The sequence below is a fragment of the Nonomuraea endophytica genome, from assembly GCF_014203235.1.
GTDB classification, from domain to species: Bacteria; Actinomycetota; Actinomycetes; order Streptosporangiales; family Streptosporangiaceae; genus Nonomuraea; species Nonomuraea endophytica.
Genome location: NZ_JACHIN010000006.1, coordinates 1 through 20,525 on the forward strand (window position 1 = coordinate 1; position 20,525 = coordinate 20,525).

At 67.7% G+C, this 20,525-nt stretch carries 23 protein-coding genes; 12 read left to right on the plus strand and 11 right to left on the minus strand.

The features are described 5' to 3' along the window. The first annotated feature begins 304 nt into the window (after window positions 1-304). The 4 genes from HNR40_RS22060 to HNR40_RS22075 all read left to right on the plus strand — a co-directional run bounded on the left by HNR40_RS22060 (window position 305) and on the right by HNR40_RS22075 (window position 2,751). Complete coding sequence (locus tag HNR40_RS22060; RefSeq protein ID WP_312896472.1) at window positions 305-1,312, plus strand: arsenic resistance protein; 1,008 nt, start codon at window positions 305-307, stop codon at window positions 1,310-1,312. A gap of 80 nt (window positions 1,313-1,392) precedes the next feature. Next, the gene (locus tag HNR40_RS22065) at window positions 1,393-1,743 is read left to right on the plus strand and encodes an ArsR/SmtB family transcription factor (protein WP_184964275.1); all 351 of its coding nucleotides are present in this window, start codon (window positions 1,393-1,395) and stop codon (window positions 1,741-1,743) included. 4 nt (window positions 1,744-1,747) lie between these two features. After that, window positions 1,748-1,927 carry a hypothetical protein gene (locus HNR40_RS22070; RefSeq protein WP_184964277.1) on the plus strand — a complete coding sequence of 60 codons (180 nt, stop codon included), beginning with the start codon at window positions 1,748-1,750 and terminating at the stop codon, window positions 1,925-1,927. After that, window positions 1,924-2,751, plus strand: a complete 828-nt coding sequence (locus HNR40_RS22075) for an ATP-binding cassette domain-containing protein (RefSeq protein ID WP_184964279.1) — start codon at window positions 1,924-1,926, stop codon at window positions 2,749-2,751. The genes HNR40_RS22070 and HNR40_RS22075 overlap by 4 nt, the downstream gene beginning before the upstream one ends. On the opposite strand, the gene HNR40_RS22080 is transcribed toward HNR40_RS22075, so the two are convergent. Continuing rightward, window positions 2,675-3,388: a cation efflux transmembrane domain-containing protein gene (locus tag HNR40_RS22080; protein ID WP_184964281.1), complete on the minus strand. Its 714-nt coding sequence runs from the start codon at window positions 3,386-3,388 to the stop codon at window positions 2,675-2,677. The genes HNR40_RS22075 and HNR40_RS22080 overlap by 77 nt on opposite strands. Beyond that, a complete protein-coding gene (locus tag HNR40_RS22085; RefSeq protein WP_184964283.1) occupies window positions 3,385-3,780 on the minus strand; it encodes an ArsR/SmtB family transcription factor in 396 nt (131 codons plus the stop codon). The genes HNR40_RS22080 and HNR40_RS22085 overlap by 4 nt, the downstream gene beginning before the upstream one ends. A gap of 88 nt (window positions 3,781-3,868) precedes the next feature. Between HNR40_RS22085 and HNR40_RS22090 the strand changes: the two genes are divergently transcribed. Then, a complete protein-coding gene (locus tag HNR40_RS22090; RefSeq protein ID WP_184964285.1) occupies window positions 3,869-4,210 on the plus strand; it encodes a hypothetical protein in 342 nt (113 codons plus the stop codon). A gap of 275 nt (window positions 4,211-4,485) precedes the next feature. On the opposite strand, the gene HNR40_RS22100 is transcribed toward HNR40_RS22090, so the two are convergent. Further along, on the minus strand, window positions 4,486-5,646 hold the full coding sequence (locus HNR40_RS22100) for an FAD-dependent oxidoreductase (protein ID WP_184964289.1): 1,161 nt from the start codon (window positions 5,644-5,646) through the stop codon (window positions 4,486-4,488). A gap of 53 nt (window positions 5,647-5,699) precedes the next feature. On the opposite strand from HNR40_RS22100, the gene HNR40_RS22105 reads away from it, so the two are divergent. After that, window positions 5,700-6,386 carry a TetR/AcrR family transcriptional regulator gene (locus HNR40_RS22105; RefSeq protein ID WP_184964291.1) on the plus strand — a complete coding sequence of 229 codons (687 nt, stop codon included), beginning with the start codon at window positions 5,700-5,702 and terminating at the stop codon, window positions 6,384-6,386. Here the strand turns inward: HNR40_RS22105 and mltG are convergent. Genes mltG through HNR40_RS22120 form a run of 3 tightly spaced genes read right to left on the minus strand, consistent with a single transcriptional unit; the run spans window position 6,373 to window position 8,520 of the window. Further along, a complete protein-coding gene (mltG, locus tag HNR40_RS22110; RefSeq protein WP_184964293.1) occupies window positions 6,373-7,257 on the minus strand; it encodes an endolytic transglycosylase MltG in 885 nt (294 codons plus the stop codon). The genes HNR40_RS22105 and mltG overlap by 14 nt on opposite strands. Next, on the minus strand, window positions 7,254-7,766 hold the full coding sequence (locus tag HNR40_RS22115; RefSeq protein ID WP_184964295.1) for a SigE family RNA polymerase sigma factor: 513 nt from the start codon (window positions 7,764-7,766) through the stop codon (window positions 7,254-7,256). Before HNR40_RS22115 ends, mltG begins: the two co-directional genes overlap by 4 nt. Window positions 7,767-7,815: 49 nt before the next feature. Further along, a complete protein-coding gene (locus HNR40_RS22120) occupies window positions 7,816-8,520 on the minus strand; it encodes a TetR/AcrR family transcriptional regulator (protein ID WP_184964297.1) in 705 nt (234 codons plus the stop codon). A gap of 53 nt (window positions 8,521-8,573) precedes the next feature. Between HNR40_RS22120 and HNR40_RS22125 the strand changes: the two genes are divergently transcribed. Next, window positions 8,574-10,001, plus strand: coding sequence for a DHA2 family efflux MFS transporter permease subunit (locus tag HNR40_RS22125; protein ID WP_184964299.1), 1,428 nt, complete (start codon window positions 8,574-8,576; stop codon window positions 9,999-10,001). Window positions 10,002-10,036: 35 nt separating this feature from the next. Here the strand turns inward: HNR40_RS22125 and HNR40_RS22130 are convergent, their stop codons facing one another. From HNR40_RS22130 to HNR40_RS22140, 3 genes are all read right to left on the minus strand, one after another. Further along, window positions 10,037-10,480, minus strand: coding sequence for a hypothetical protein (locus HNR40_RS22130; RefSeq protein WP_184964301.1), 444 nt, complete (start codon window positions 10,478-10,480; stop codon window positions 10,037-10,039). A gap of 94 nt (window positions 10,481-10,574) precedes the next feature. Next, a complete protein-coding gene (locus tag HNR40_RS22135; protein WP_184964303.1) occupies window positions 10,575-11,522 on the minus strand; it encodes an HD domain-containing protein in 948 nt (315 codons plus the stop codon). Then, window positions 11,519-11,830, minus strand: coding sequence for a PadR family transcriptional regulator (locus tag HNR40_RS22140; protein ID WP_184964305.1), 312 nt, complete (start codon window positions 11,828-11,830; stop codon window positions 11,519-11,521). Before HNR40_RS22140 ends, HNR40_RS22135 begins: the two co-directional genes overlap by 4 nt. Window positions 11,831-12,265: 435 nt before the next feature. Here HNR40_RS22140 and HNR40_RS53645 point away from each other — a divergent pair, with 435 nt between their 5' ends. The 5 genes from HNR40_RS53645 (at window position 12,266) to HNR40_RS22165 (ending at window position 18,465) form a co-directional block, all read left to right on the plus strand. Continuing rightward, a complete protein-coding gene (locus tag HNR40_RS53645) occupies window positions 12,266-13,024 on the plus strand; it encodes a helix-turn-helix domain-containing protein (protein WP_221340715.1) in 759 nt (252 codons plus the stop codon). Window positions 13,025-13,423: 399 nt separating this feature from the next. Further along, window positions 13,424-14,284 (plus strand): TauD/TfdA dioxygenase family protein, encoded by an 861-nt coding sequence (locus HNR40_RS22150; RefSeq protein WP_184964307.1) that lies wholly within the window; start codon window positions 13,424-13,426, stop codon window positions 14,282-14,284. Between the two features lie 153 nt (window positions 14,285-14,437). Then, entirely contained in the window at window positions 14,438-15,274 is an 837-nt protein-coding gene (locus HNR40_RS22155; RefSeq protein ID WP_184964309.1) for a TauD/TfdA dioxygenase family protein, read from the plus strand. A 54-nt stretch (window positions 15,275-15,328) separates the two neighbouring features. Further along, window positions 15,329-17,506 carry a carbamoyltransferase family protein gene (locus HNR40_RS22160; RefSeq protein WP_184964311.1) on the plus strand — a complete coding sequence of 726 codons (2,178 nt, stop codon included), beginning with the start codon at window positions 15,329-15,331 and terminating at the stop codon, window positions 17,504-17,506. Next, complete coding sequence (locus tag HNR40_RS22165; protein WP_184964313.1) at window positions 17,506-18,465, plus strand: amidohydrolase family protein; 960 nt, start codon at window positions 17,506-17,508, stop codon at window positions 18,463-18,465. The genes HNR40_RS22160 and HNR40_RS22165 overlap by 1 nt, the downstream gene beginning before the upstream one ends. 102 nt (window positions 18,466-18,567) lie before the next feature. Here the strand turns inward: HNR40_RS22165 and HNR40_RS22170 are convergent, their stop codons facing one another. Both HNR40_RS22170 and HNR40_RS22175 read right to left on the minus strand, forming a co-directional pair. Then, complete coding sequence (locus tag HNR40_RS22170; RefSeq protein WP_184964315.1) at window positions 18,568-19,698, minus strand: hypothetical protein; 1,131 nt, start codon at window positions 19,696-19,698, stop codon at window positions 18,568-18,570. A 127-nt stretch (window positions 19,699-19,825) separates the two neighbouring features. Continuing rightward, the gene (locus HNR40_RS22175) at window positions 19,826-20,473 is read right to left on the minus strand and encodes a TetR/AcrR family transcriptional regulator (RefSeq protein ID WP_184964317.1); all 648 of its coding nucleotides are present in this window, start codon (window positions 20,471-20,473) and stop codon (window positions 19,826-19,828) included. Window positions 20,474-20,525: the final 52 nt, after the last annotated feature.

Genomic DNA, 20,525 nt, shown 5'->3' on the forward strand with positions numbered 1-20,525 from the left:
ACGATCTCGCCGACCGTCATCGGCTCCCGCCGCCTGGCCAGCAACGACACGAGCTGGATCCGGGTGGCATCGGCGAGCGCCTTGAACCAGCTCGCATACTCCTCGGCCTCGGCCCGATCCAACGGACCCAGTTCATCCTTGTTCATCGAACATCGACGATAATAGATTAAGAGCGCTGATGGAACCCCTCCGAGGGGGACTACCGTCGGGGTATGACACAGGACATCGCCGGTCACCAGGAATGGGTTCCTTCAGCGCGCACCCTGACGCTGGAGGTGGTGGACGCGCTCCAAGCCCGCGCGTCGTGAAACAGGATCTCGTGCTGGGCGACGGCGGGCCGTTCCGCACCCTGCCCGCCCGCATGGAAGCTCACCAGATCGCCATCTACCTGGCCGCGATCGCCGTCGGTGCCCTGCTGGGCTGGACGCTGCCCGGGCTGGGCGCGGGACTGGCGGGGGCGATCAACCCGGCGCTGGGCGCGCTGCTGTATGTGACCTTCCTGCAGGTCCCGGCCGCCAGCCTGCTGTGCGCGCTGCGCCAGGGCCGGTTCCTGGCCGCCGTACTGGTGGTCAACTTCGCCGTGGTGCCACTCGTGGTCGCGGGGATGCTGGCGCTGCTGCCCGCCGACCAGGCCATCCGCATCGGCGTGCTGCTGGTGCTGCTCACCCCGTGCGTCGACTACGTGATCGTCTTCAGCGGACTGGCGGGTGCAAGCAGCGACCGACTGCTGGCCACCACACCGATCCTGCTCCTGGCCCAGATGCTCGCCCTGCCCGCCCTGCTGTGGCTCTTCCTCGGCCCCGGCCTGGCCGCGACCGTCCGGCCCGGCCCTTTCGTCGAGGCGTTCGTCGTGCTCATCGTCATCCCGCTCGCGCTGGCCTGGGCCACCCAGGCCTGGGCCGCCCGCGCCCGGCCCGGCCAGGTGCTCGCCACGGCCGCGGGCGCCACGATGGTGCCGTTGATGGCCGCCACCTTGCTGGTCGTGGTCGCCTCCCAGGCGCCCGCCCTAACCGCCGACCCGGCCGCTCTCGCCGACCTGGCCGGCGTGGTGCCGTTCTATGTCGCGTTCCTGATCGTCATGGCCTTCGCCGGGCTCGGCGTCGCCCGCCTGTTCCGGCTCGGCACGCGTGATGGGCGGGCGGTGGTCTTCACCGGCGCCACCCGCAACTCCCTGGTCGTGCTCCCGCTCGCCTTGGCCCTGCCCGCCCACCTCGCCCTGGCCGCCGCCGTCGTGGTCACCCAGCCCCTCGTCGAAGTCATCGGCATGCTCATCTACATGCGGACCGTCCCCCGCCTCCTGCCCAACCGGTGACGGGGACAGCCTTGCGCTCTATACAAATGAACTTAGATATATAGATGTAGCAATGTACGGCACCACCCCCGGGAGACGCCATGACCGAGCGCGCACCGGAATGCTGCACGCCGCTGGGCAGCGCGACGATCACCGACGCCGAGGCCGCCAGCACCGCTGAGCTGTTCAAGGCGCTGGCGCACCCCCAGCGGGTGAAGATCCTCAACCTGCTCGCGGTGAACGGCGCCGCGATGTGCGTACTCGACATCGCCACCACGCTGGAGCTGCCGCAGCCCAACGCCAGCCACCACCTGAAGCTGCTGTCGCGCGCCGGCCTGCTGACCCGCCAGCAGTGCGGCACCTGGGCCTACTACGGCCTCAACCACGAGGTGCTGGAGCGGTTGTCGGCCGTCACCGCGGTCACCCGTCCGGCCGCTGCGCTAGGAGCGTAGACGCATGCCCGCCGACCCCTACGACGTGGCACGGGCGCTGCGCGAGGGGCTCGGCCTGGGCGAGGGCGCCGAGCCGGACTATCCGGTCCGGCCACGGGCGCTGGCCGGACTATGGCTGGCGCTGGCGGTGTTGCTGCTACTGGTCGGCGCCGTGGTGGCGGGCTATGCCGGGGTGGTCGCATGACGCTGACCTCCGCACCCCAGCGCGCGAGCGCGCCGAAGCGCGGCTCGGACCGGGTCCCGCTGGTGCTGCAGATGAGCAACGCCGACTGCGGCCCGATGGCGCTGCGCGAGGTGTCCTTCACCATCGAACCCGGCCATCGGGTGGCCATCGTCGGCAGCACCGCCGCCGGCAAGACCACCCTGGCCATGATCCTGCTCGGCCTGTACGAACCGACGTCGGGCAGCGTCGTCTACGGCGTACCCGATGCCGACGTGCGGCTGCTGCGCGCCCAGATCGGCGCGGTCCTGCAGGAGCCGGTGCTGTTCTCCGGGAGCCTGCGCGACAACATCACGATGGGCGACGCCGACGTCGACGAGGCGGCGCTGGCCACCGCCCTACGCGTGGCCTGCCTGGACGACGACGTCGCCCGGATGCCGCTGGGCCTGGACACCCGCGTATCGGAGCGCGGCGGCGGGCTGTCCGGCGGGCGGCGCCAGCGCCTGGCGATCGCCCGTGCGGTGGCCCGCCATCCTCCTGCGACCCGGCGGCCGCCTCATCCTGACCGACTTCCTCCTGCGCGACGGCCTGGACGCCGGACAACGCCAAGCGGCCGGCGAACAGTCCGGCTGCCTCACCGGCGCCCTGGCCGCCGCCGAGTACCTGGAGAATCTGGCCGCGCTCACCTTGAACAACCCGCCCGTCGCCCTCACCTTCGTCGACGAGGCCCCCGCCGGCGTCCCGGTCATCGCGGCGATGGGGGGCGGCACGTCACGACGGGTTCTGCCGGTCGGCGGCACAGCAGCCGTCAGCTTCGGCGGCCGTCCCTCTGGACGGCAAGACGGTAGGAGGTACGGCGCAGCAGGTGTCCCCGCGCCACGCTTCGCGCCCTTCCTTGACCGCGACGGCGGCGATGACCAGGGCGGCGATCGGGTCGGCCCAGGACCAGCCGAACAGGCTGTTGAGCGCCAGCCCGACGAGCAGCACGCCCGACAGGTAGGTGCACAGCAGGGTCTGCTTGGAGTCGGCCACGGCGGAGGCGGAACCGAGTTCGCGCCCGGCACGGCGCTGCGCGTACGACAGGAAAGGCATGATGGCCAGGCTCAACGCGGCCAGGATCAAGCCGGGGGTGGAGTGTTCGGCCTCTCCGGAGCCAAGCAGCGCGCGTACGGCGTCGAAGGTGACGTAGGCGGCCAGCGCGAAGAACGAGATCGCGATCACGCGCAGCGCGGTCTTCTCCCGGCGTTCGTGGTCGGTGACGGAGAACTGCCAGGCCACGGCCGCGGCGGAGGCGACCTCGACGATGGAGTCCAGACCGAACCCGATGAGGGCGGCCGACGACGCGATGGTGCCCGCGGTGATGGCCACGCCCGCTTCGATCACGTTGTAGGTGATGGTGGCGGCCACCAGCAGCCGGATCCGGCGCTGCAGCGCGTCGCGGCGCGCCGGGGAGGGGCCGAGGCCGGGCAGGTTGATCGCGGTCATGCCGATGCCTCCCCGGCCGGGAGGACCACTGGACCGCCGTGGCCGGTGGGGCAGAGCGTCACGGCGTGGCCGGTGGCGGCCAGCAGTTGCTCGGCCGAGGCCAGCAGGTCCATCAGTTCCGGGCGGGTCAGCGAGTAGAACGACTGCCTGCCTTCGGCGCGGTAGTCGACCAGGTCACAGTCGCGCAGGCAGGCCAGATGCTTGGACACCGTGGACTGGGCCAGCCCGAGCTCGGCGGTCAGGTCGACCACCCGGGCCTCGCCGCGGGCCAGCCGGGCCACGATGCGCAGCCGGGTCTCGTCGGCCAGGGAGTGGAACAGCGCGGCCGCCGGGGAGATGCCGGCGGCGATGTCGGCGCTGACACAGGAACCAGCATCACTATCAATCGCCATCTGGCGATGATAGCCCGATATCGGGATGTCATGGCAAGAGGCGATGTGCTTGACCTTCCAGTGCGCTGGAACGTCTAGCGTGAGGGGCATGGAGATCGTGGTCTTGACCGTGCCGGACTGCCCCCACGCGCCCTTGCTGGAGGAACACCTCTCCCGCGCGATGGCCGATGTCGGCCTGGACGGCCCCATCGTGCGCCGCACCGTGAACTCCGCCGAGGATGCGCGGCTGCGGGGCATGCGCGGCTCTCCCACGCTGTTGGTGGACGGGGTCGACCCGTTCGCCGTGGCGGGGATGCCTGTCAGTGTGTCCTGCCGTGTTCAGAAGGTGCCGTCGGTCGCGGCATTGCGGCAGGTGCTGCGGCGTAAGTCCGCCTCGGGCGATCCCATCCCCGGCCAGCAGGTCACCGTGCACGCCTCCAGCACCACCTGAAACCCCCGGCTGGTGCTGTGGTCTTCGCCGGTCAGCAGGTCACCGTGCACGCCTCCGGCTCCAGCGCCACCTGACCCGGCAAGCGCCGTGGCCTTCGCCGGTCAGCGGACCTCCTGCTGCGCCGCCGCCGCGGCGGCTCGGTCAACTTCTTCGCCCGTGCGGGCGTGGGCCGATGCTCATCCCGATGTCGAGGGCAAGATCCTCGACCAGCGGGAAGCGTTCGACCTCGGCGTGGCCGTCTCCGGTCCTCTGCTGGAGCAATAGAGCCCGCCCGATCAGGATGGCTGGACTTCGTCGAAGAGGGCGAGGGCTTCGGCGGGGTCCGGGCTCACGAGGCGTTCCAGGCCGGCCGTCGTGAACTTGGCCCAGTTCCCGGCTCGTGCCGACATCTGTTCCTCGAAGGCGCGGACGGTCTCGTCGAGATCGGAAGGGCCGGCGGCGATGGACTCGGCGAGTTCGGCGCCGTCCAGCATCGCCAGGTTCGCGCCCACCCCCAACGGGGGCATCAGGTGGGCGGCGTCGCCCACCAGTGTCACCCCGGGGACGTGGGCCCAGGTGTGGGAGACGGGCAGCACGTAGAGGGGGCGGTGGGCGAACGTGGTGCCGCGGCGGAGGAGGTCGAGGACGGAAGGGGCCCAGCCGTCGAACAGTGCCAGCAGGCTTGATCGCACGGCCTCGGCGTCGGCCAGGTCCAGGCTCGTGTTCATGCCTGCGTTCAGGCCCAGGTGCCGGTCAGGGTTCGTGTGCCAGTCCAGCGGCGCGCGGAACTGGGCGTACACCTTGACGTGGCCGCCGCTGTTGCGCTGGGCGACGAGGGCGCGGTTCGCGCCGTACACGGCCAGGGAGCCGTCGCCGATCAGGCGGGCGAGGTCGGGGTGGCGGGTGTCGACGTCGTCGATGGAGGTCTCGACGTAGGTGACGCCGGTGTACTGCGGCGTCGTGGACGAGACGGCCGGCCGTACCCGGGACCAGGCGCCGTCAGCGCCGACCACGAGGTCGAACGGCTCCTGCCGCCCGTCCGCGAAACGGACCAGCGCGCCGTCCCTGGTTCCCGGCACCACCTCCGTCACGCCCCTCCCCCACTGAACGTCGAGGGGGCCGAGCAGCAGGTCGCGGAGCTGTCCGCGGTCGATCTCGGGGTGGGCCGGGTCGTCCGGGTGGGGTGGCCAGTCGCGGAGGACGGTTCCGTGCACGTCCAGGATGCGCATGGCCTGGCCCTCGGGCCGGGACAGCGCCTGGAACTCCGCCAGCAGCCCCGCCTTGCCCAGCGCGAGCTGGCCCAGCCCGTCGTGCAGGTCCAGCGTGCCGCCCGGGGGCCGGGCGTCGGGGGCTGGATCGCGCTCGAAGACGGTGACGGGGTGGTCGTGGCGGTGCAGGACGCGGGCGAGGGTAAGGCCGGCGAGTCCGGCTCCAATTACCGCGATACGTTGTCTCATGTCGATACACTGTATTGCTTCGCTGCGGTGTATCGCAACAGTACGATGTAGCCATGACTGTCTGGGACCGGCCGGAGCCGCCGACTCGCCCCGCGCCGCTCGACCGGGAGCGAATCGTCGCCGCCGCCATCGCGCTGGCCGACGAGGGCGGGCTGGAGGCGGTGTCGTTGCGCAAGGTCGCCGCCCAGCTGGACGTCGGCCCGATGCGGCTGTACGGATACATCTCCACCAAGGAGGAGCTGTTCGACCTCATGGTGGACGAGGTCTACGCCGAGATCCTCCCCGAGGGGCGGCCCGATGACTGGCGGGAGATGTTGCGCATTCACGCCGAACGCACCCGGCGGACCACCCTCCGGCACGAATGGCTGGCCGACCTGCTCGGCGGCCGTCCGACCCTGGGCCCCAACGCCCTCGCCGTAACAGAGAGCACACTCGCCGCCCTCGACGGCCTCGCCGACCTCGACACGGTCATGCGTGCCGTGGAGACCGTCAGCGCCTACATCACCGGCGCGCTCAGGCGCGAGATCGCGAACGTGCGGGCCGAGCGCGCCACGGGCCTGTCCAAACGCGACTGGCAGCGCGCCTACGGCCCGCACGTGAAGAGGATGCTGGACACGGGCCGCTTCCCCGCGCTGGCCAAGGCCGTGTACGACGGCACGGACGTGGACGCCGAGACGTCCTTCGCGACCGGCCTGGACTGGGTCCTCGACGCGGTGGCCGCCAAACTCACGCCGGCGTGAACGTGTGCAGGTACTTCGCGGTGAGTTCGGCGAACTCCTTCTCGGACGTGGCGAACTCCAAAGTGTCGCGTTTCGCCACGAAATAGAGCCAGGTGCCCTCGGCCGGATGGAGTGCGGCCTTCAGCGCGGCCTTACCGGGGTTGGAGATGGGTCCCGGAGGCAGGCCGTCATGGCGATAGGTGTTGTACGGCGACCGCCGCTTCGTGTCCTCGACCGTGACGCCGACGCCGTACCTGCCGAGTCCATAGAGGAGGGTGCTGTCGAGCTGCAGCCGCATCCCGCGCGCCAGCCGGTTGTGAATGACGCGGGCCACCTTCGGCATGTCGGCCTCGGTGGGCGACTCGGCCTGGACGATGCTGGCGATGATGACGACGTCCAAGGGGTCGCGGCGGGAGGCCAGGCCGAGCTCGTCCGCCGTCTCGCGGAAACGCGCCACCGTCGCGGCCAGGATCTCGGCAGGCGTGGCCGACTCGGCGAAGCTGTAGGTGCCGGGATGGGCGAAGCCCTCCAGCCTGCCCTTCGCGTACGGCGGCAGGCCCAGCGCCCGGCCGTCCTTGGCTGCCCGCGCGAACGACGCCGTGGGCTCGCCGATCACCCGGGAGAGGTTGTCGAACAAGGACGAGACCCGCCATCCCTCTTTGATGGTGACGCTGCGCGTAGGTTCAGGACGCACGACCACGGGCGCCTCTGGCGACAGGGCTTTGACGGTGACAGTGCCACCCACGGCCAGGGCGACGACGGTGGCCGCGGCCGCCAGCGCGACGCCCCTCCGGCGGGCCGGACGCTGCGGGAGGAAACGGGCCGGAGGCGGCGGCGCCTGCTCGTCCGCCATCTCGGCGAGGGTCTCCCGCAGCAGGTTCTCGACGTTCAACGGAACTCCCTCACGGTGCTCAGCTCGGGGGCCGACTTCTTCAGCCGCTCCAGCGATCGGTAGATCTGGCTGCGGACCGAGCCCACCCGCACCCCGAGCAGGCGCGCGATCTCGGTCTCCGACATGTCCTCGAAGTAGCGCAGGACGAGCATGGTCCGCTGCCGGGGCGTCAGCCGGGACAGCGCCGCCCGCATCGTCATCCGCAGGTCCGCCGCGTCGGCGTGCCCGTCGCCGGCCCGGTCGAGCCGCCCGTCCGTGCTCACCTCCACGATCCGCGACCGGCGCCGCCACCAGCTCACCTGCTCGTGGTACATGGTGCGGCGCACGTACCCCTCGATGGCCTCGGTGTCGCGCAGGCCGCGCCACCGCGCGGCCGTCTTCGCCAGGGCCGACTGGACGAGGTCCTCGGCGGCGTGCCGGTCGCCGGTCAGCAGGTACGCCGTGCGGAACAACGCGCTCGACCTGTCGATGACGAACTGCCGGAGAGCCGCCTCAAAGCCTGGATCCACCCGTCCTCCTCGTGATGTCACCCACCAAGGACGAGCGGGCGGCCCGAAACTATGCCGGATTCTTGAGGCTGCCGAGCATCAGGTTGAGGGTGAAGTCGAATCGTTCGTGTCCGCTGCCGGAGGTGAGTTCGGTGGCGTGGCTTCTGGTGTGGGGGAACTGGTCGGCGGGCAGGGAGCCGAGCCGGTCGAGAAGTTCGGCGCGGCTGAGGACCCACCCCTGGCCGGGGTCGTGGAGCAGGGAGATCTCCAGGGTGTAGGCGGCGACGTAGAGGGACAGGGCGTCCATGGCCCAGGCCGCGGTCTGGGGCTCGACGCCGCCGGCGAGCAGGATCGCCAGGATCGCCTCGCCCACCCGCAAGGTGTCCAGGTTGGTGGGGACGGTGGCCAGGGCGGCGCGGGAGATGCCTGGATAGCGCAGGAACTGGTCGCGGATCTGGGCGTACACCTGAAGGATCTGTTCGCGCCACCGGCCGGGGTCGGGTTCGGGCAGCACGAGCTCCGAGTTGAGCCGGCCGATGATCAGGTCGTCGATGTCGGCTTTGTTGACCACATGTGCGTACAGCGATGACGGGCTGGTGCCCAGCTCGCCGGTGATGGCGCGGATCGTCAGCGCGTCATAGCCCTGGGTCGCGACCACGTGCAGCGCGGCGTCGACGATGCGCTCGACGGTGAGAGGTTCCCGGCGCGGCTGGGCCGGGGCAGCGCCGGGCTGCAGGTGCCGGGCCGCCCGGCGGGCCTTCGGATCTTGTGCCATGCCCCGATTCTACGCTTTGACATGAACTATGTTCGCCACATAGAACTAAGTTCATGTCTACTGAACAAAGTTCTCTAGCTGCTCGGTCGCTGGTGCTGCCGCTGCGCCGGGCCTGGCTCGTCCTCGCGGTCGTGGTCATCGCCGACATCATGGACGTGCTGGACTCGACGATCGCCAACCTCGCCGGGCCCTCCATCCGGGCCGATCTGGGCGGTCGTGACAGCACCGTGCAGTGGGTACTGGCGGCGTACACGGCGGCCTTCGCCCTTGGCCTGGTCACCTCCGGCCGGCTGGGCGACCTGATCGGCCGTCGCCGCCTGTTCCTGCTGGGTATGGCCGGGTTCACCCTGTCCTCGCTGGCCTGCGGACTCGCGCCCGGAACCGGGTTTCTGATCGTCGCCCGCGCCCTGCAGGGCCTGTTCGGGTCGGTGATGATCCCGCAGGGCTTCGCGCTGGTGAAGGTCGTCTTCCCGCCCGGGCACCTGCGCCGCGCCCTCATCCCCTTCGGCCCGATCATGGGCCTGGCCACGGTGGCCGGGCCGATCCTGGCCGGCTGGCTGCTGCATCTGGACCTGTTCGGCGGCTGGCGCTCGATCTTCCAGATCAACATCCCGATCGGGGTCGCCGCCTGGGCCCTGGGCGCGTACATCCTGCCCCGCGACACCGGCGAGGACACCTCCACCCGCCTGGACCTGCGCGGCGTCGGCCTGCTGACGCTCGCCTCCGCCCTGCTGATCATTCCGCTGGTCCAGGGCCGCGAACTCGGCTGGCCGATCTGGACCTACGCCATGATGGCCGCGTCGGTCCCGGTGCTCGCGCTGTTCGCCGCCTCAGAACGCCGCAGCGCCCACCCGGTGATCGCCCCGTCGCTCCTGCGCAAACGCAGCTTCGTCGTCGGATTGGTCATCGTCGTCGGCTTCTACGCCGCGCTCACCGGATTCCAGCTCGCCCTCAACCTGATGCTCCAGCTCGGCGCGCACTGGACACCCCTGCACACCGGCCTCACCCTGATCCCCTGGGCTTTGGGCAGCGCCATCGCCGTCGGCCTCGCCGGGGCCTTCCTCGCCGAGCGACTCGGCCGCGCCACCCTCCACCTCGGCCTCGGCATCGCCGCCGCCGGCCTGATCGCCCTCGCCTGGACCATCGCCCACGCCCAGAACGACCTGACCTCCTGGACCCTCGCGCCCGCCCTGCTGATCACCGGCTTCGGCTCCGGGCTGGTGTTCATCCCCATCTTCGACTACGTCCTCGGCGACGCCACCACCGAAGAGGTCGGCACCGGATCAGGCATGCTCAACGCCGTCCAGCAGTTCGCCAACGCCACCGGCGCCGCCGCCCTGGGCGCCGCCTTCTTCGCCCAAACCGCCCACGTCGGCAGCTTCTTCAGCGCGGGCATCCTCATCACCGCCCTGGCCGCCGCCCTCTACGTGGCCACCCTGCTCCTGGTCGGCCTCCTCCCCAAACACGCTCAACAGGCTTGAACGCCCACCGTGACGAGCTGCGGACCGCGACATCATCACCCGCGCTCCCCCGGTGAGAGGGACAGCAGCGCCTGCCCCTTCGTGATCGACACCAGCTTCACCTCGACCGGGGTGTTCTCGCGGAACGCGAAGCTGGAGCCTCCGCCCTCGCCGAGCCGCTGCTCCACGCCGCCTCCGTGCGGGTACTCCACCCAGTACGTGATCGTGTCCTTGTCGATGGCCACGACCTCGAGCTTCGGGTAGTAGAACTTCTTGGCGTTCAGCCGGATCGTGACCGGCTTGGACAACTTCAGCAGGCAGTCACCGTCGAAGCAGGCCTTGACCTTGGTGGTGGGTTCGCGGGACGGGGATTCGGTGGCCGATGCGCTGGTGGTGGGCGTGCTGGGCGTGGGGGCTGGGGTGGCCGCCTGCGGTCCGGTGTCGGGTGAGGCGCAGCCCGCCAGGGCGCACACGACGAGCACGGGAAGGAGTTTGCGCATGCTGTGTCGTCCCTATCGCTTAGGGTGACCGGCGTCGGGCGAGCGCCGGTGACACACAGAACTACCCGACCGGCTCCGGGAGGGGTCCCCGCCCTCAGTCGGGCTTGTCGAGGCCGAGTTTCCTGCGCAGGCGGGTGAGGCCGGCGTGAAGGACGGGAGGCACGGTGATCGCGATGACCGCGGCGTCGCCGAGACTGGTCCTCGCGGCCTCCACGATCATCCAGCCGAGCAGCACGGTCAGTGGCGTCCAGGTACGCAGGTCAGTCCGTAAGATCCAGCGCAGAACGGTCAGGACATGGCCGGTCAGGGTGCCTCGTGTCGGCCGCCGCAGGGTCACCGCCAGTGCGGGCACGCCTCGCGCCAGCCCGAGTACAAACCGGGTGCGAGCCCTACGGTCCGGTAAGACGTCGAGCTCGCCGAGCCATTCGTCCAGGTAGCTCGCTCTGACCGCAGCCGGGAGGAACAGTGCGCCCAGAGCGAGCACCTGGTAGCTCGCCCCTCCAGGCGGCCCGATCAGGCAGTCGTGGGCGATCGACTCGAGTTCGTCGGCGATGGCCGACAGGCCGAGGCGTCCGGCGAGCGGTGCCGTGACGTTCACCGCGTGCCGGCTGGTCCGTCGCTGTTTCGCCGGGTCGAGGTACTGGAGGGTGCGCATGTTGTGCAGCCGGTCGAGTACCCGCAGGGCGAGGACCCGCTCGTCCGCATCGGCGACGGCCGCCTGATCGTGCCCGATTTCCGTCAGGTTCTGGACCATCTCGGTGATCTCATCACCGAACTCCGCGCGGAGCCGTACCGCGTCGCACCAGGTGTCCTCGATGACATCGTGCAGCAGGGCCGCGCAGACAGTGGCGCTGTCCAGACCCGCGTCGAGCGCGATCTCCGCGACGGCGACGGGGTGGGTGATGTACGGCTCGCCGCTCTTGCGCAGCCGGCCGGCATGGCAACAGGCGGCGAACTCGTAGGCACGCCGGATTCTGTCACTCTCCGTAGCGGTGAAGTCGGCGGGCAACCGCGCCAGCAGCAGCTCTATGAGCCCGGTCATGACGTCGCCGGCCGAGGGTCCATGGCCGGTCCGCGAGAACGCTCGGCGTGGTCGAGGGCGATCCGAGCTCGAAGCGCGCCTTGCTCGGTCAGCCTGTAGTAGTAGCGAGCGCGGCGACCCTGGGCCAGATGCTCGGCCGCGGACTCCTTGTGGCGCTCGATCCAACCGAACTCGCGCTCCAACCGGGCCAGGATCGGGTAGATCGTGCCACTGGGCTGGCGCGTCTTCTCGCACAGTTCCAGCCCGTAGCAGCGCTTGGCCGGGTCGGACAGCATCTCTTTCAGCACGAGCATCGTCTGCAGGGTCATCCGTGGGCCGTCCCTCATGTGTCGGACTCTAGACATCAGCCACGGAAAGTGACATGGCCGCGCGAGTGACAACCTTGCTCCACGCGGGTGAGGAACTGGCCGGTCGTGTTGTTACTCGGCGGCGGCCTGTCGAGTGATTTCGCGGTGGAAGATACCAATCTCCAGATGATGTTCGCGGGATGGTAAGGCACTGATCGCTCGATTGGCCGAATCCTATGGACTCCTGAGCGATTTTCATGTTCTCCTGTTGGGAGTGCGGTTAAATGCCAGGCGACGATCCCTTAGAGAGGCAGCCAGGTGGTCAGGGAAATAGAAAGCCCGTACGCTTGGATGAGTCCGCGCGATGGAGATTTAATCAAGACGATCCTGCTCAACTCAGCCGAAGGATCAGCGCGGGAGCTACGCGTTCTAGAATGGGGTTCAGGGCAAAGCACGTTGTCCTACACCCAAATCCTGGCCGCGCACGATCTGGCCTTTCAATGGCTCGCCCTCGAATACGACCGCGAGTACTTCGACACCTTTCTGGCGCCCGCGCTGCTCTATCGGGCCGACACCGTCCTGCGATATGTCGAGGACGACAGGATCCTGCGCGGACCTGCCGGAGAAGGACGTGCCCGTATCGAAGCGGTGTGCTGGAACCGAACCGCACTACGCCCGTCAGAGCGATCGGCGGACCGTGAGGCAGACCTCGATGACTATGTGAGCTATCCCGCCGCGACGAGCCACGAATTCGACGCGATCATCGTGGACGGCCGCAAGCGACGCCGCTGCCTAATAGCGGCTGCGGACTTCATGGAAGCCAACACCGTCGTAATGCTGCACGATGCCCGGCACCCGTATTATCACTGCGCGATGGACCGATATCCGGCCGCTCGATTCATCGGCGACGACATGTGGGTTGGGGCACGGAGCACCGCTCGACTCAATGAGGTGCTCGCCGAGCGAGCCACCATGACTCCCTCTCTCGGTTATCGGTGGCATCTGCGTGGGGTGATGGCCAAGCGGGAGATGTTCACGACCGCCGAGTTGGGGCCGCTGTTGGCCGAGCGGGGTGTGATGTTGTCCCGCGAGCAGGTCCATCGGCTGTTCACCGGCGTCCCGGAGCGGCTCAACCCCAACCTGCTGGTGGCGCTGTGCGACATCTTGGATTGCCAGGTCGGCGACCTGATCAAGCCGGCGCGGCAGGCGCCTTAGCACGCACCGGGGTACTCCGCGCGCAACGGCACCCCGGGGGCCTGGCTAGCCTCGTACCCCCGGTGGATCCAGGTGAACAGGGCGTGGTGCCCGGCATTGCCATGGCCATCGGCGACCCGATCCCTCCGCAGCGTGCCCTCGAATCCGGCCTCGTCGAACGCGCGCATCTACTGGCGAAACTCACCCAGGTTCCGCGCTGCCCGGGTGGCCTGAGAAGTGTCTGTTCCCGGCCGTCGACGCGCCGAAGACCTCGCTGACGCGGCCCTGTCCAGAGGCTGCCAGTGCCACCGGGCGACCGTTGACATGTATCGAGCAATAGGCTTCTCTTATTTTTACCAGTGTGCCACGTTAACTGGTCTCGCTACGACATTGGTTCCACCAACGGCGTAAGGAGCGAACGTGTCGCTGGACTTCTCAGCTCTCCACGGAGAATTCGTCGTGGAAGTTACTGGGCGGACCGGTACATTGCTGGCCGGGCGCGATGGATACGCAATCAAACAGGCGCTCACTACTTACTCAGTCGTCGTGATCAGGGGTCTGGAACTGGTCCCGGCAGAGCAGGTGGCGCTAACCCGGTTCCTGGGGAAACCCGAGGTTGTGACGGACATGCGCAACCACCACCCCGAAAGCAAGGACATCCTGGTAGTCAACAATTCGAGCGCCACTCCCGTGGTCGGAAACCGGTGTTGGCACTCGGATCGGTCCTTCTTGCCGGAACCGACGCGCTACACGATGTTACGGGCGGAAGTTGTTCCGCCACGAGGCGGGGACACTCTGTTCGCCGACATGGTGGCGGCTTATGCGCAGTCCCCGGCATCCTGGAAGGCCGCCCTCACCGGCGCGCTAGGCGTGCACACCTACGACAAGATTGCCCACCTGCGCTCGGAGATACATCGCCTGCCCATCGAAGAGGGTTATGAGAAGCTGTATCCTCCGGTACGCCATCCCGTGGTGCGAGCCCATCCAGAAACCGGCACTCCAGCGCTTTATCTGAGCGACTTGTGCATTGTCCGCATCGAAACGGAGAACGACCCCTCCAACCTCATTCAGCTGGACAAGCTCCACGCGCATGCCACCGAGGACAGGTTCGTCTACCGTCATCGCTGGCGTGTTGGGGACGTCGTGATCTGGGACAACGCCAGAGTGCTGCACCGGGCGGACATGCTCCACTGGAAGCTGCCGCGCGTCCTGCACCGCACCACCACGGCAAGCCCCCCGCCGCGCCCGGCCGCCCCGTACGTGCCAGACGGAACCGGCTGATCACCTTTCCACCCGCACGGCTACGCCGAGACGCCTCTTCGTGAGGCCTGGCGGCGGTGTCAGCACGCGTGCCCAAGAACGACGCCACATCGCCTTCGCGATCCGCACGAGACCGGCCGCACGCGGACCGGCGTTCAACCGAGAGGATGTCGAATGACGGCCCCATCAGGCGCCCCGGTCTTCGTGGCGGAACTTCCGGCTGACGATGACCGGAGATACGACCCCGACGCGCTGCTGACGTTGTTGCGGACGTACGCCGTGGTCGTTCTGCGAGAAATGGAGCTGACTCCCGCAGAGCAGGTCGAACTGACGCGCGGCCTCGGTGAGCCACAACTCGACCCAGACATGCACAACAGACACCCCGACACCCCCGAACTCCTCGTCGTGGACAACAGCGGCGACACCCCGGTGGTCGGAAACAACATCTGGCACACCGACGGCTCGTTTCTACGCCGGCCCATCCGATACACCATGCTGAGGGCGGTCGCGCTACCGCAGTCGGGCGGCGACACCTTGTACGCCGATCTGCAGACCGCATACGAAAACGTGCCCCCGCAGTGGCGAGAGGTGCTCGCCGGAGCGATTGGCCTGCACGCCTACGATCGCATCGCGGCCACGCGGGCCGACGCTCACAACAACCCCGAGGCGCTGGCAGGCACTTCAACGTACACACCGGTCCGTCACCCGCTCATCAGAGCGCACCCCGACACCGGAGCCCCGGTTCTCTTCGTGAACGATCTCTGCCTCGCGCGCATCGAGTCGGACGACGGCGTCCCTCTAGAACTGACCGTGGCGGAACTGATCGCGCACGCCACCCAAGACCAGTTCGTGTACCGCCACCAGTGGGCGGCCGGTGACGTGGTGGTCTGGGACAACGCCAGAGCGCTCCACCGAGCGGATTTCGACGCCGGCCTGTCCCGCGTAATGCATCGGACGACCACTGCCGGCGACATCCCGCAGTCCTTCACCGCAATCGGTGAGCCCGCCTGACAGCTCAAGCGCGTCACGACCGAAGCCCACTCGAGACACAAGGGAAGGTGCCACGTGATTGTTCTGGGAAGCAAGCCCGGCCAACATGACGCATGTTTCGCGCTGATCCGGGATGGCGAGCCGCTCTTTGTCTATGAGGTGGAGCGCTTCAACCGGGTCAAACGCGCGACGTCCACAGACCTCTCCGTGCTGTTCGAAGGGCTCGCGGAATACTCGATATCTCCTGCCAACGTAGACCTTGTAACCAATTGCATGCACCCCGGCGAACTGGAAAAACGCAAGTCTTTAATATCTGAGTACATCACCCCCGACAAGGTCGACGACATCCACCGCTTTCTCGACTGGCATCTTCCATCGTGGTATTTGCTTCTGCGTAAGGCAGGCTTTCCAACCAGACGGATCGTCAACATTCGCCACCACCTATGTCACGTCTCCGGCGTCTACTATTCGAGTCCAAGTGATGAAGCGGCGATCCTCAGCGTCGACGGTGGCGGCGAGGCAGAGACCTCGATGCTCGCGCACGGCCGAAATGGCCGGATCTCCATCCTCAGGACAACCCCACACCCGCACTCGCTCGGACACCTCTACCAGGGGGTCACCATCTGGCTGGGGTGGGGATACGGTGAGGAAGGCAAGACCATGGCCCTCGCGGCCTACGGCGACCCGCAACGTTACCGGCGGCAACTGGACTCGTTCATCCAAATCGACGAGCAGGGCCAGTTTTGCTACCTCCCGGCCCTCCAGCGCGGACCGTTTCGGTTCGCATCTACGGAAATCGGGCGCATTATCCTGCCACAACTGGTCGGGCCAGGTCGACGTGATGGCGAGGAAATATCTCAGACACACAAAGACGTCGCCGCGACCGTCCAAGCCATCTGCGAAGAGATCATGCTGAAGCAGGCGAGATTCTTGAAGCGAGAGACCAAAGCGAAGACTCTCCTTCTCGCGGGCGGCGTGGGTCTCAACTCGCTGACAAATGGAATACTCGCGGCTGAGAGTGGATTCGACCAGGTCGTCGCTTATCCACAGGCAAGCGATGCGGGGACCGCGCTCGGCGGAGCACTCTACGCATATCACAATATCGGCGCACCCGATCGCCCCCGCCGGTGGCACATGACCCATGCGTACTGGGGTCAGAACATCGATCTCGAGAACCTGGACACGGCCGGCAAGAGCTACCAGGTCAGCGGCCGGCAATCAGAGGACGTCGCGGCCGATGCGGCTGAGACTCTGGCCACCGGCCAGGTCATCGGGTGGGTACAGGGCAGGTCCGAAATCGGCCCGAGAGCGCTGGGAAATCGCTCGATTCTGGCCAACCCCCTGGTGCCCGGCATCAAGGACAAGGTCAATGGCGTGAAGCGCCGGGAGTGGTGGCGACCCTTCGCGCCGTCGGTCCTCCGGGAGGACGTGAACACCTACTTCGAGTTTGACGGCGATCTGCCGTACATGACCGCGGTCGCCCGCATCAGGGAGGAGTGGCGCGAGCCTCTCAGCTCGATCGGTCACGTCGACGGCACGGCACGCGTTCAAACGGTGACGGAGGAGACCAATCCCCTCTTCTACCGTTTGATACAGGAGTTCAAGAGCCGGACTGGACTCGGGCTGGTCTTGAACACGTCGCTGAACGGCCGGGGCGAACCACTCGTCCAAACCTGCGAGCAGGCACTTCGCCTCTACGTGAATTCCGACCTCGACGCTATCGTCATCGGAGATCACCTGTTCGCCGACAAGACGAACGCACTCGTCGGGCAGACGCTCGTTCCCTACGTGTGGAACATTCGAAAGCTGCCACGGACGAGACTCCTGGTCGTGCCCGGCGAACTGCCGGTGAGTATGCGCGAGCTACTCCTTCATATCGTGCAGGACAATCCACGGGCGCGTGTTGACGTCTCCGGCGACTCGGCACTAGCGGAATCCCTTTCGGCCGACGGCCGGGAATGGATCGTGTCGGTCCCAACGCTAGAGCCTGGCGACCTCGCGTCCGCGTACGATGCGGTGGCCTTCTACGTGCCGTTCCCCGGAGACAAATGCGTCTTCGAGGAAGACGTGTACTTTTCGCCGCGTGCGGTGCTGTCGCGACGGATCATGGAGGAAGCGGGAATCCCCGTCTACTGGATCGACTCGCGCGGCGATGTCAATTTCATGCGAGACTCCCTCTACGTGCACCACGATGAGGTTCCGCCGCTGGCGATAGCGTCCTCATATCAGCGTTTCTGGGTGCCCAAGGTGTGATGCCTGCGATTCAGGATCCGGACCTACCGATTGTGGACCCGCACCACCACCTGTGGCCGGGCAGCCCGACGGACCTCATGTCGTACTCGGTGCGGGACCTGCGCGCCGATACTCGGTCCGGGCACCACATCGTTGCCACCATCTTCGTGGAGTGCATCAGCAGCTACTACACCGAGGGGCCGAAACATCTACGGCCCGTGGGAGAGACGGACTGGGTTGCCAGCCAGTCCGTCTCCGACGGACTGGCCAGCGGCATCGTCGGATACGCGAACCTGACGTCGGAGCCGGCTGAACTGGCCGAGGCCCTGGACGCGCACATCGAAGCAGGGGACGGCAGGTTCAAAGGGGTCCGCCACACGGTGGCCTGGGATGCGAATCCGGGTGTGTTCGCCAGTCGCAGCAAACCACCTCCGGGGCTTCTTCTCGACACTGCTTTCAGAAGAGGGGCGGCCGAACTGGCGCGCCGCGGGCTCGTCTATGAGACCTGGACGTACTTTCACCAGCTCCCAGACCTGTGCGACTTCGCACGATCGCACCCGAACCTCGTGGTGGTCCTGAACCATCTCGGCGGCCCCGCAGCGACCGGGCCGTACTCCCAGCGGAGGAACGAGGTGCTCGAAGAGTGGCGCGTCGGCATCATGGAGCTGGCGCGCGTTCCCAACGTGGTGATGAAGCTCGGCGGGATCGGCATGCCCGCGTTCACTCCCGTCGAATTCATCGAATCAACGCCGATGACCTCCGCCAGGATCGCCGACTACTGGGGCCCGCACATTCGCCATGTCATCGACACGCTGGGGCCCGGACGGTGCATGTTCGAAAGCAACTTCCCGGTGGACAGACGCCTGTGTGACTACGTCACCCTGTGGAACTCGTTCAAATTGATCGCCGCATCCTACTCAAGCGCCGAGCGCGAATCCCTCTTCGCCGGTACTGCTCGGCGAACCTACGGCCTTGGGTAATGAACAGCCGCCTCAAAGGGGGGCCTAAGGCAGAGCGACCGGCCGCCGCCCCACTACGAACCCCACAGACCGGAGAACTCCACGTGTAGGGCGATCGACGCTTCATTCATCATCCACCTCACCTGTCGCCACGTACCAGGCGAGCTGCTGCAGGACCGCCTGAGCGGGTGACATCTCCGGCGGGATCCAGTTCCCTGTCAGGAGAGCGCTCGTCTGGGTCGCCGCCGCGTTCAGATCGGGGTCGAGCGCCTGCGCCAAGATCTCAAGAGGGCGGAGTTCCCTGTGCAGCCGGTCGAGTTCCGGGTCGGCGGACAGTCTCATCATCAGGTCGATGTCCGGAACGACGGGCACCTGCACTGGTCCCCGCTCCTCGCTCACCTGCCTCTCGATCTGTGCGGCGGTGGCGTCGATCCGGGCGCGTATGTCCGCGGCCGCGGCGTCGAGCTGGGTACGTGTCCTCGCGGAACGGTCGTCTCTCACCCGGTCCGCGATCGCCCGCAACGCCTGCCGTTCCACATCTCCCGACATAGGCCAGGCACGCCGGGCCAGTTCGATCACGATCTGGATGATCTCGTGCTGCCGTTCCGGCGCCGGATCGGCCGCGATCGCCAGCAGCCGCGGGTCACCTTCCAGCGTCGGGCGCAGCCAGTCCCTGACGCGAAAGCCGCTCGGGCGACGGGCCTCGGGCCGAGTGGTGCCCAGCGGCACGCACAGGTGTTCCCGCGCCAGCCAATCCTGATCCAACCTGACCCCGGACAACGCCTCGCCCAGGGCAAGAGCGGCCGGCTGCCAGCCTTGACGCCATTCCTCCGGCGTGACCGGCAGGCCGGACAACCATGCGCGTCCCGACAAGGGACTGATGGTGTCCAGGTCGGCGGGGTCGAAGCTGCCAACCACCTGCCCGTCCCTGGCGTAGGCGACGTAGTTGACGGTCCATTGGAGAGCAAGGGCCTCTCCGGAGACCGGCAGGCGCTTCACCCGTCCCGTCAGGCGGCCGCGGATCGCGTCGAGCACGACCGTCCAGGGACCGTGGCGCGCGGCCAGGACCACCCCCTGGCCCTCGTCATCGGCCAGCTCCCACGCCACACTCTCGACGTCCGCCCAGGTCGCGGGGTAGACCCAGGCGGGATCGCCACCCAGGGTGCGCACCATGCCGTCGAAGTCGGTGGTCCTGATCCACGCGACGGACCCCTGCTCCGGCAGGTAGGTGTAGTGCCGGCGCAGTTCGCTCATGGTTCCCTCACTTTGGCCGCGAAAGAGCGGGCAGCGCGGCGGGCGGATAAGCCCGATGCCTTTGGAGAAGTACTCACTTCATCCCGTCAAAGGCCGAGATGAAAAAACAGAGAGCATAATGCCGCTGCTACATGGACCAGCGCCGGGAGAGTAGGTCCGTGGGCGGGGGCGGTGCGGGGAGTGACGGGTGGCCGGGGCGGAGGCCGTCGAGGGCGATCATGATCATGCGTTGGCGGGCGCCGCGGGCCTCGTCGAGGTGTTCGGTACGGCCCTGCCTGGCCAGATGTTCGACGAGCGACGCCTGGCCAAGCTGCTCGATCAGCAGGTCGATGTCGACGCTCGTCACGTCGGCCCGCAGGACCCCCGCCTCATGTGCTCGCGCGACCAGCGAATGCCACAGCCCTTCGGAACGGGTGAACGCCTCGGCCATCTCCTCGGACACGGGGACGGTGCCGGCCAGCGAGCCGAGCGAGCCTCCGCCGAAGTCCAGCGCCGCGGACACGTAGTGGACGAGCCCGCCCCACGGGTCGTCCATTCGTAGTCCCTCTTCCGCGGCCTTGATCCACTGCTCCAGGGCGAGCACGCACAGGCGTTGGAAGAACTCCTCTTTGGTGCGGTATCGGCGGTAGACGGTGGCCATTCCTACCCCCGCCCGCGCCGCGATGGCGGCGACGGAGGCGCGTGCCCCCTCGGCCTTCAGCACCTGTTTGGCGGCGATCAGGAGCGCCTGGTCATTGCGTTCGGCCTCCGCGTGCCGAGGTGCCTTGCGAGCCATGTCCTCACCCTACCGTTTGCGGATAGGTCCTCTCCGTTATAGCTTAACGGAC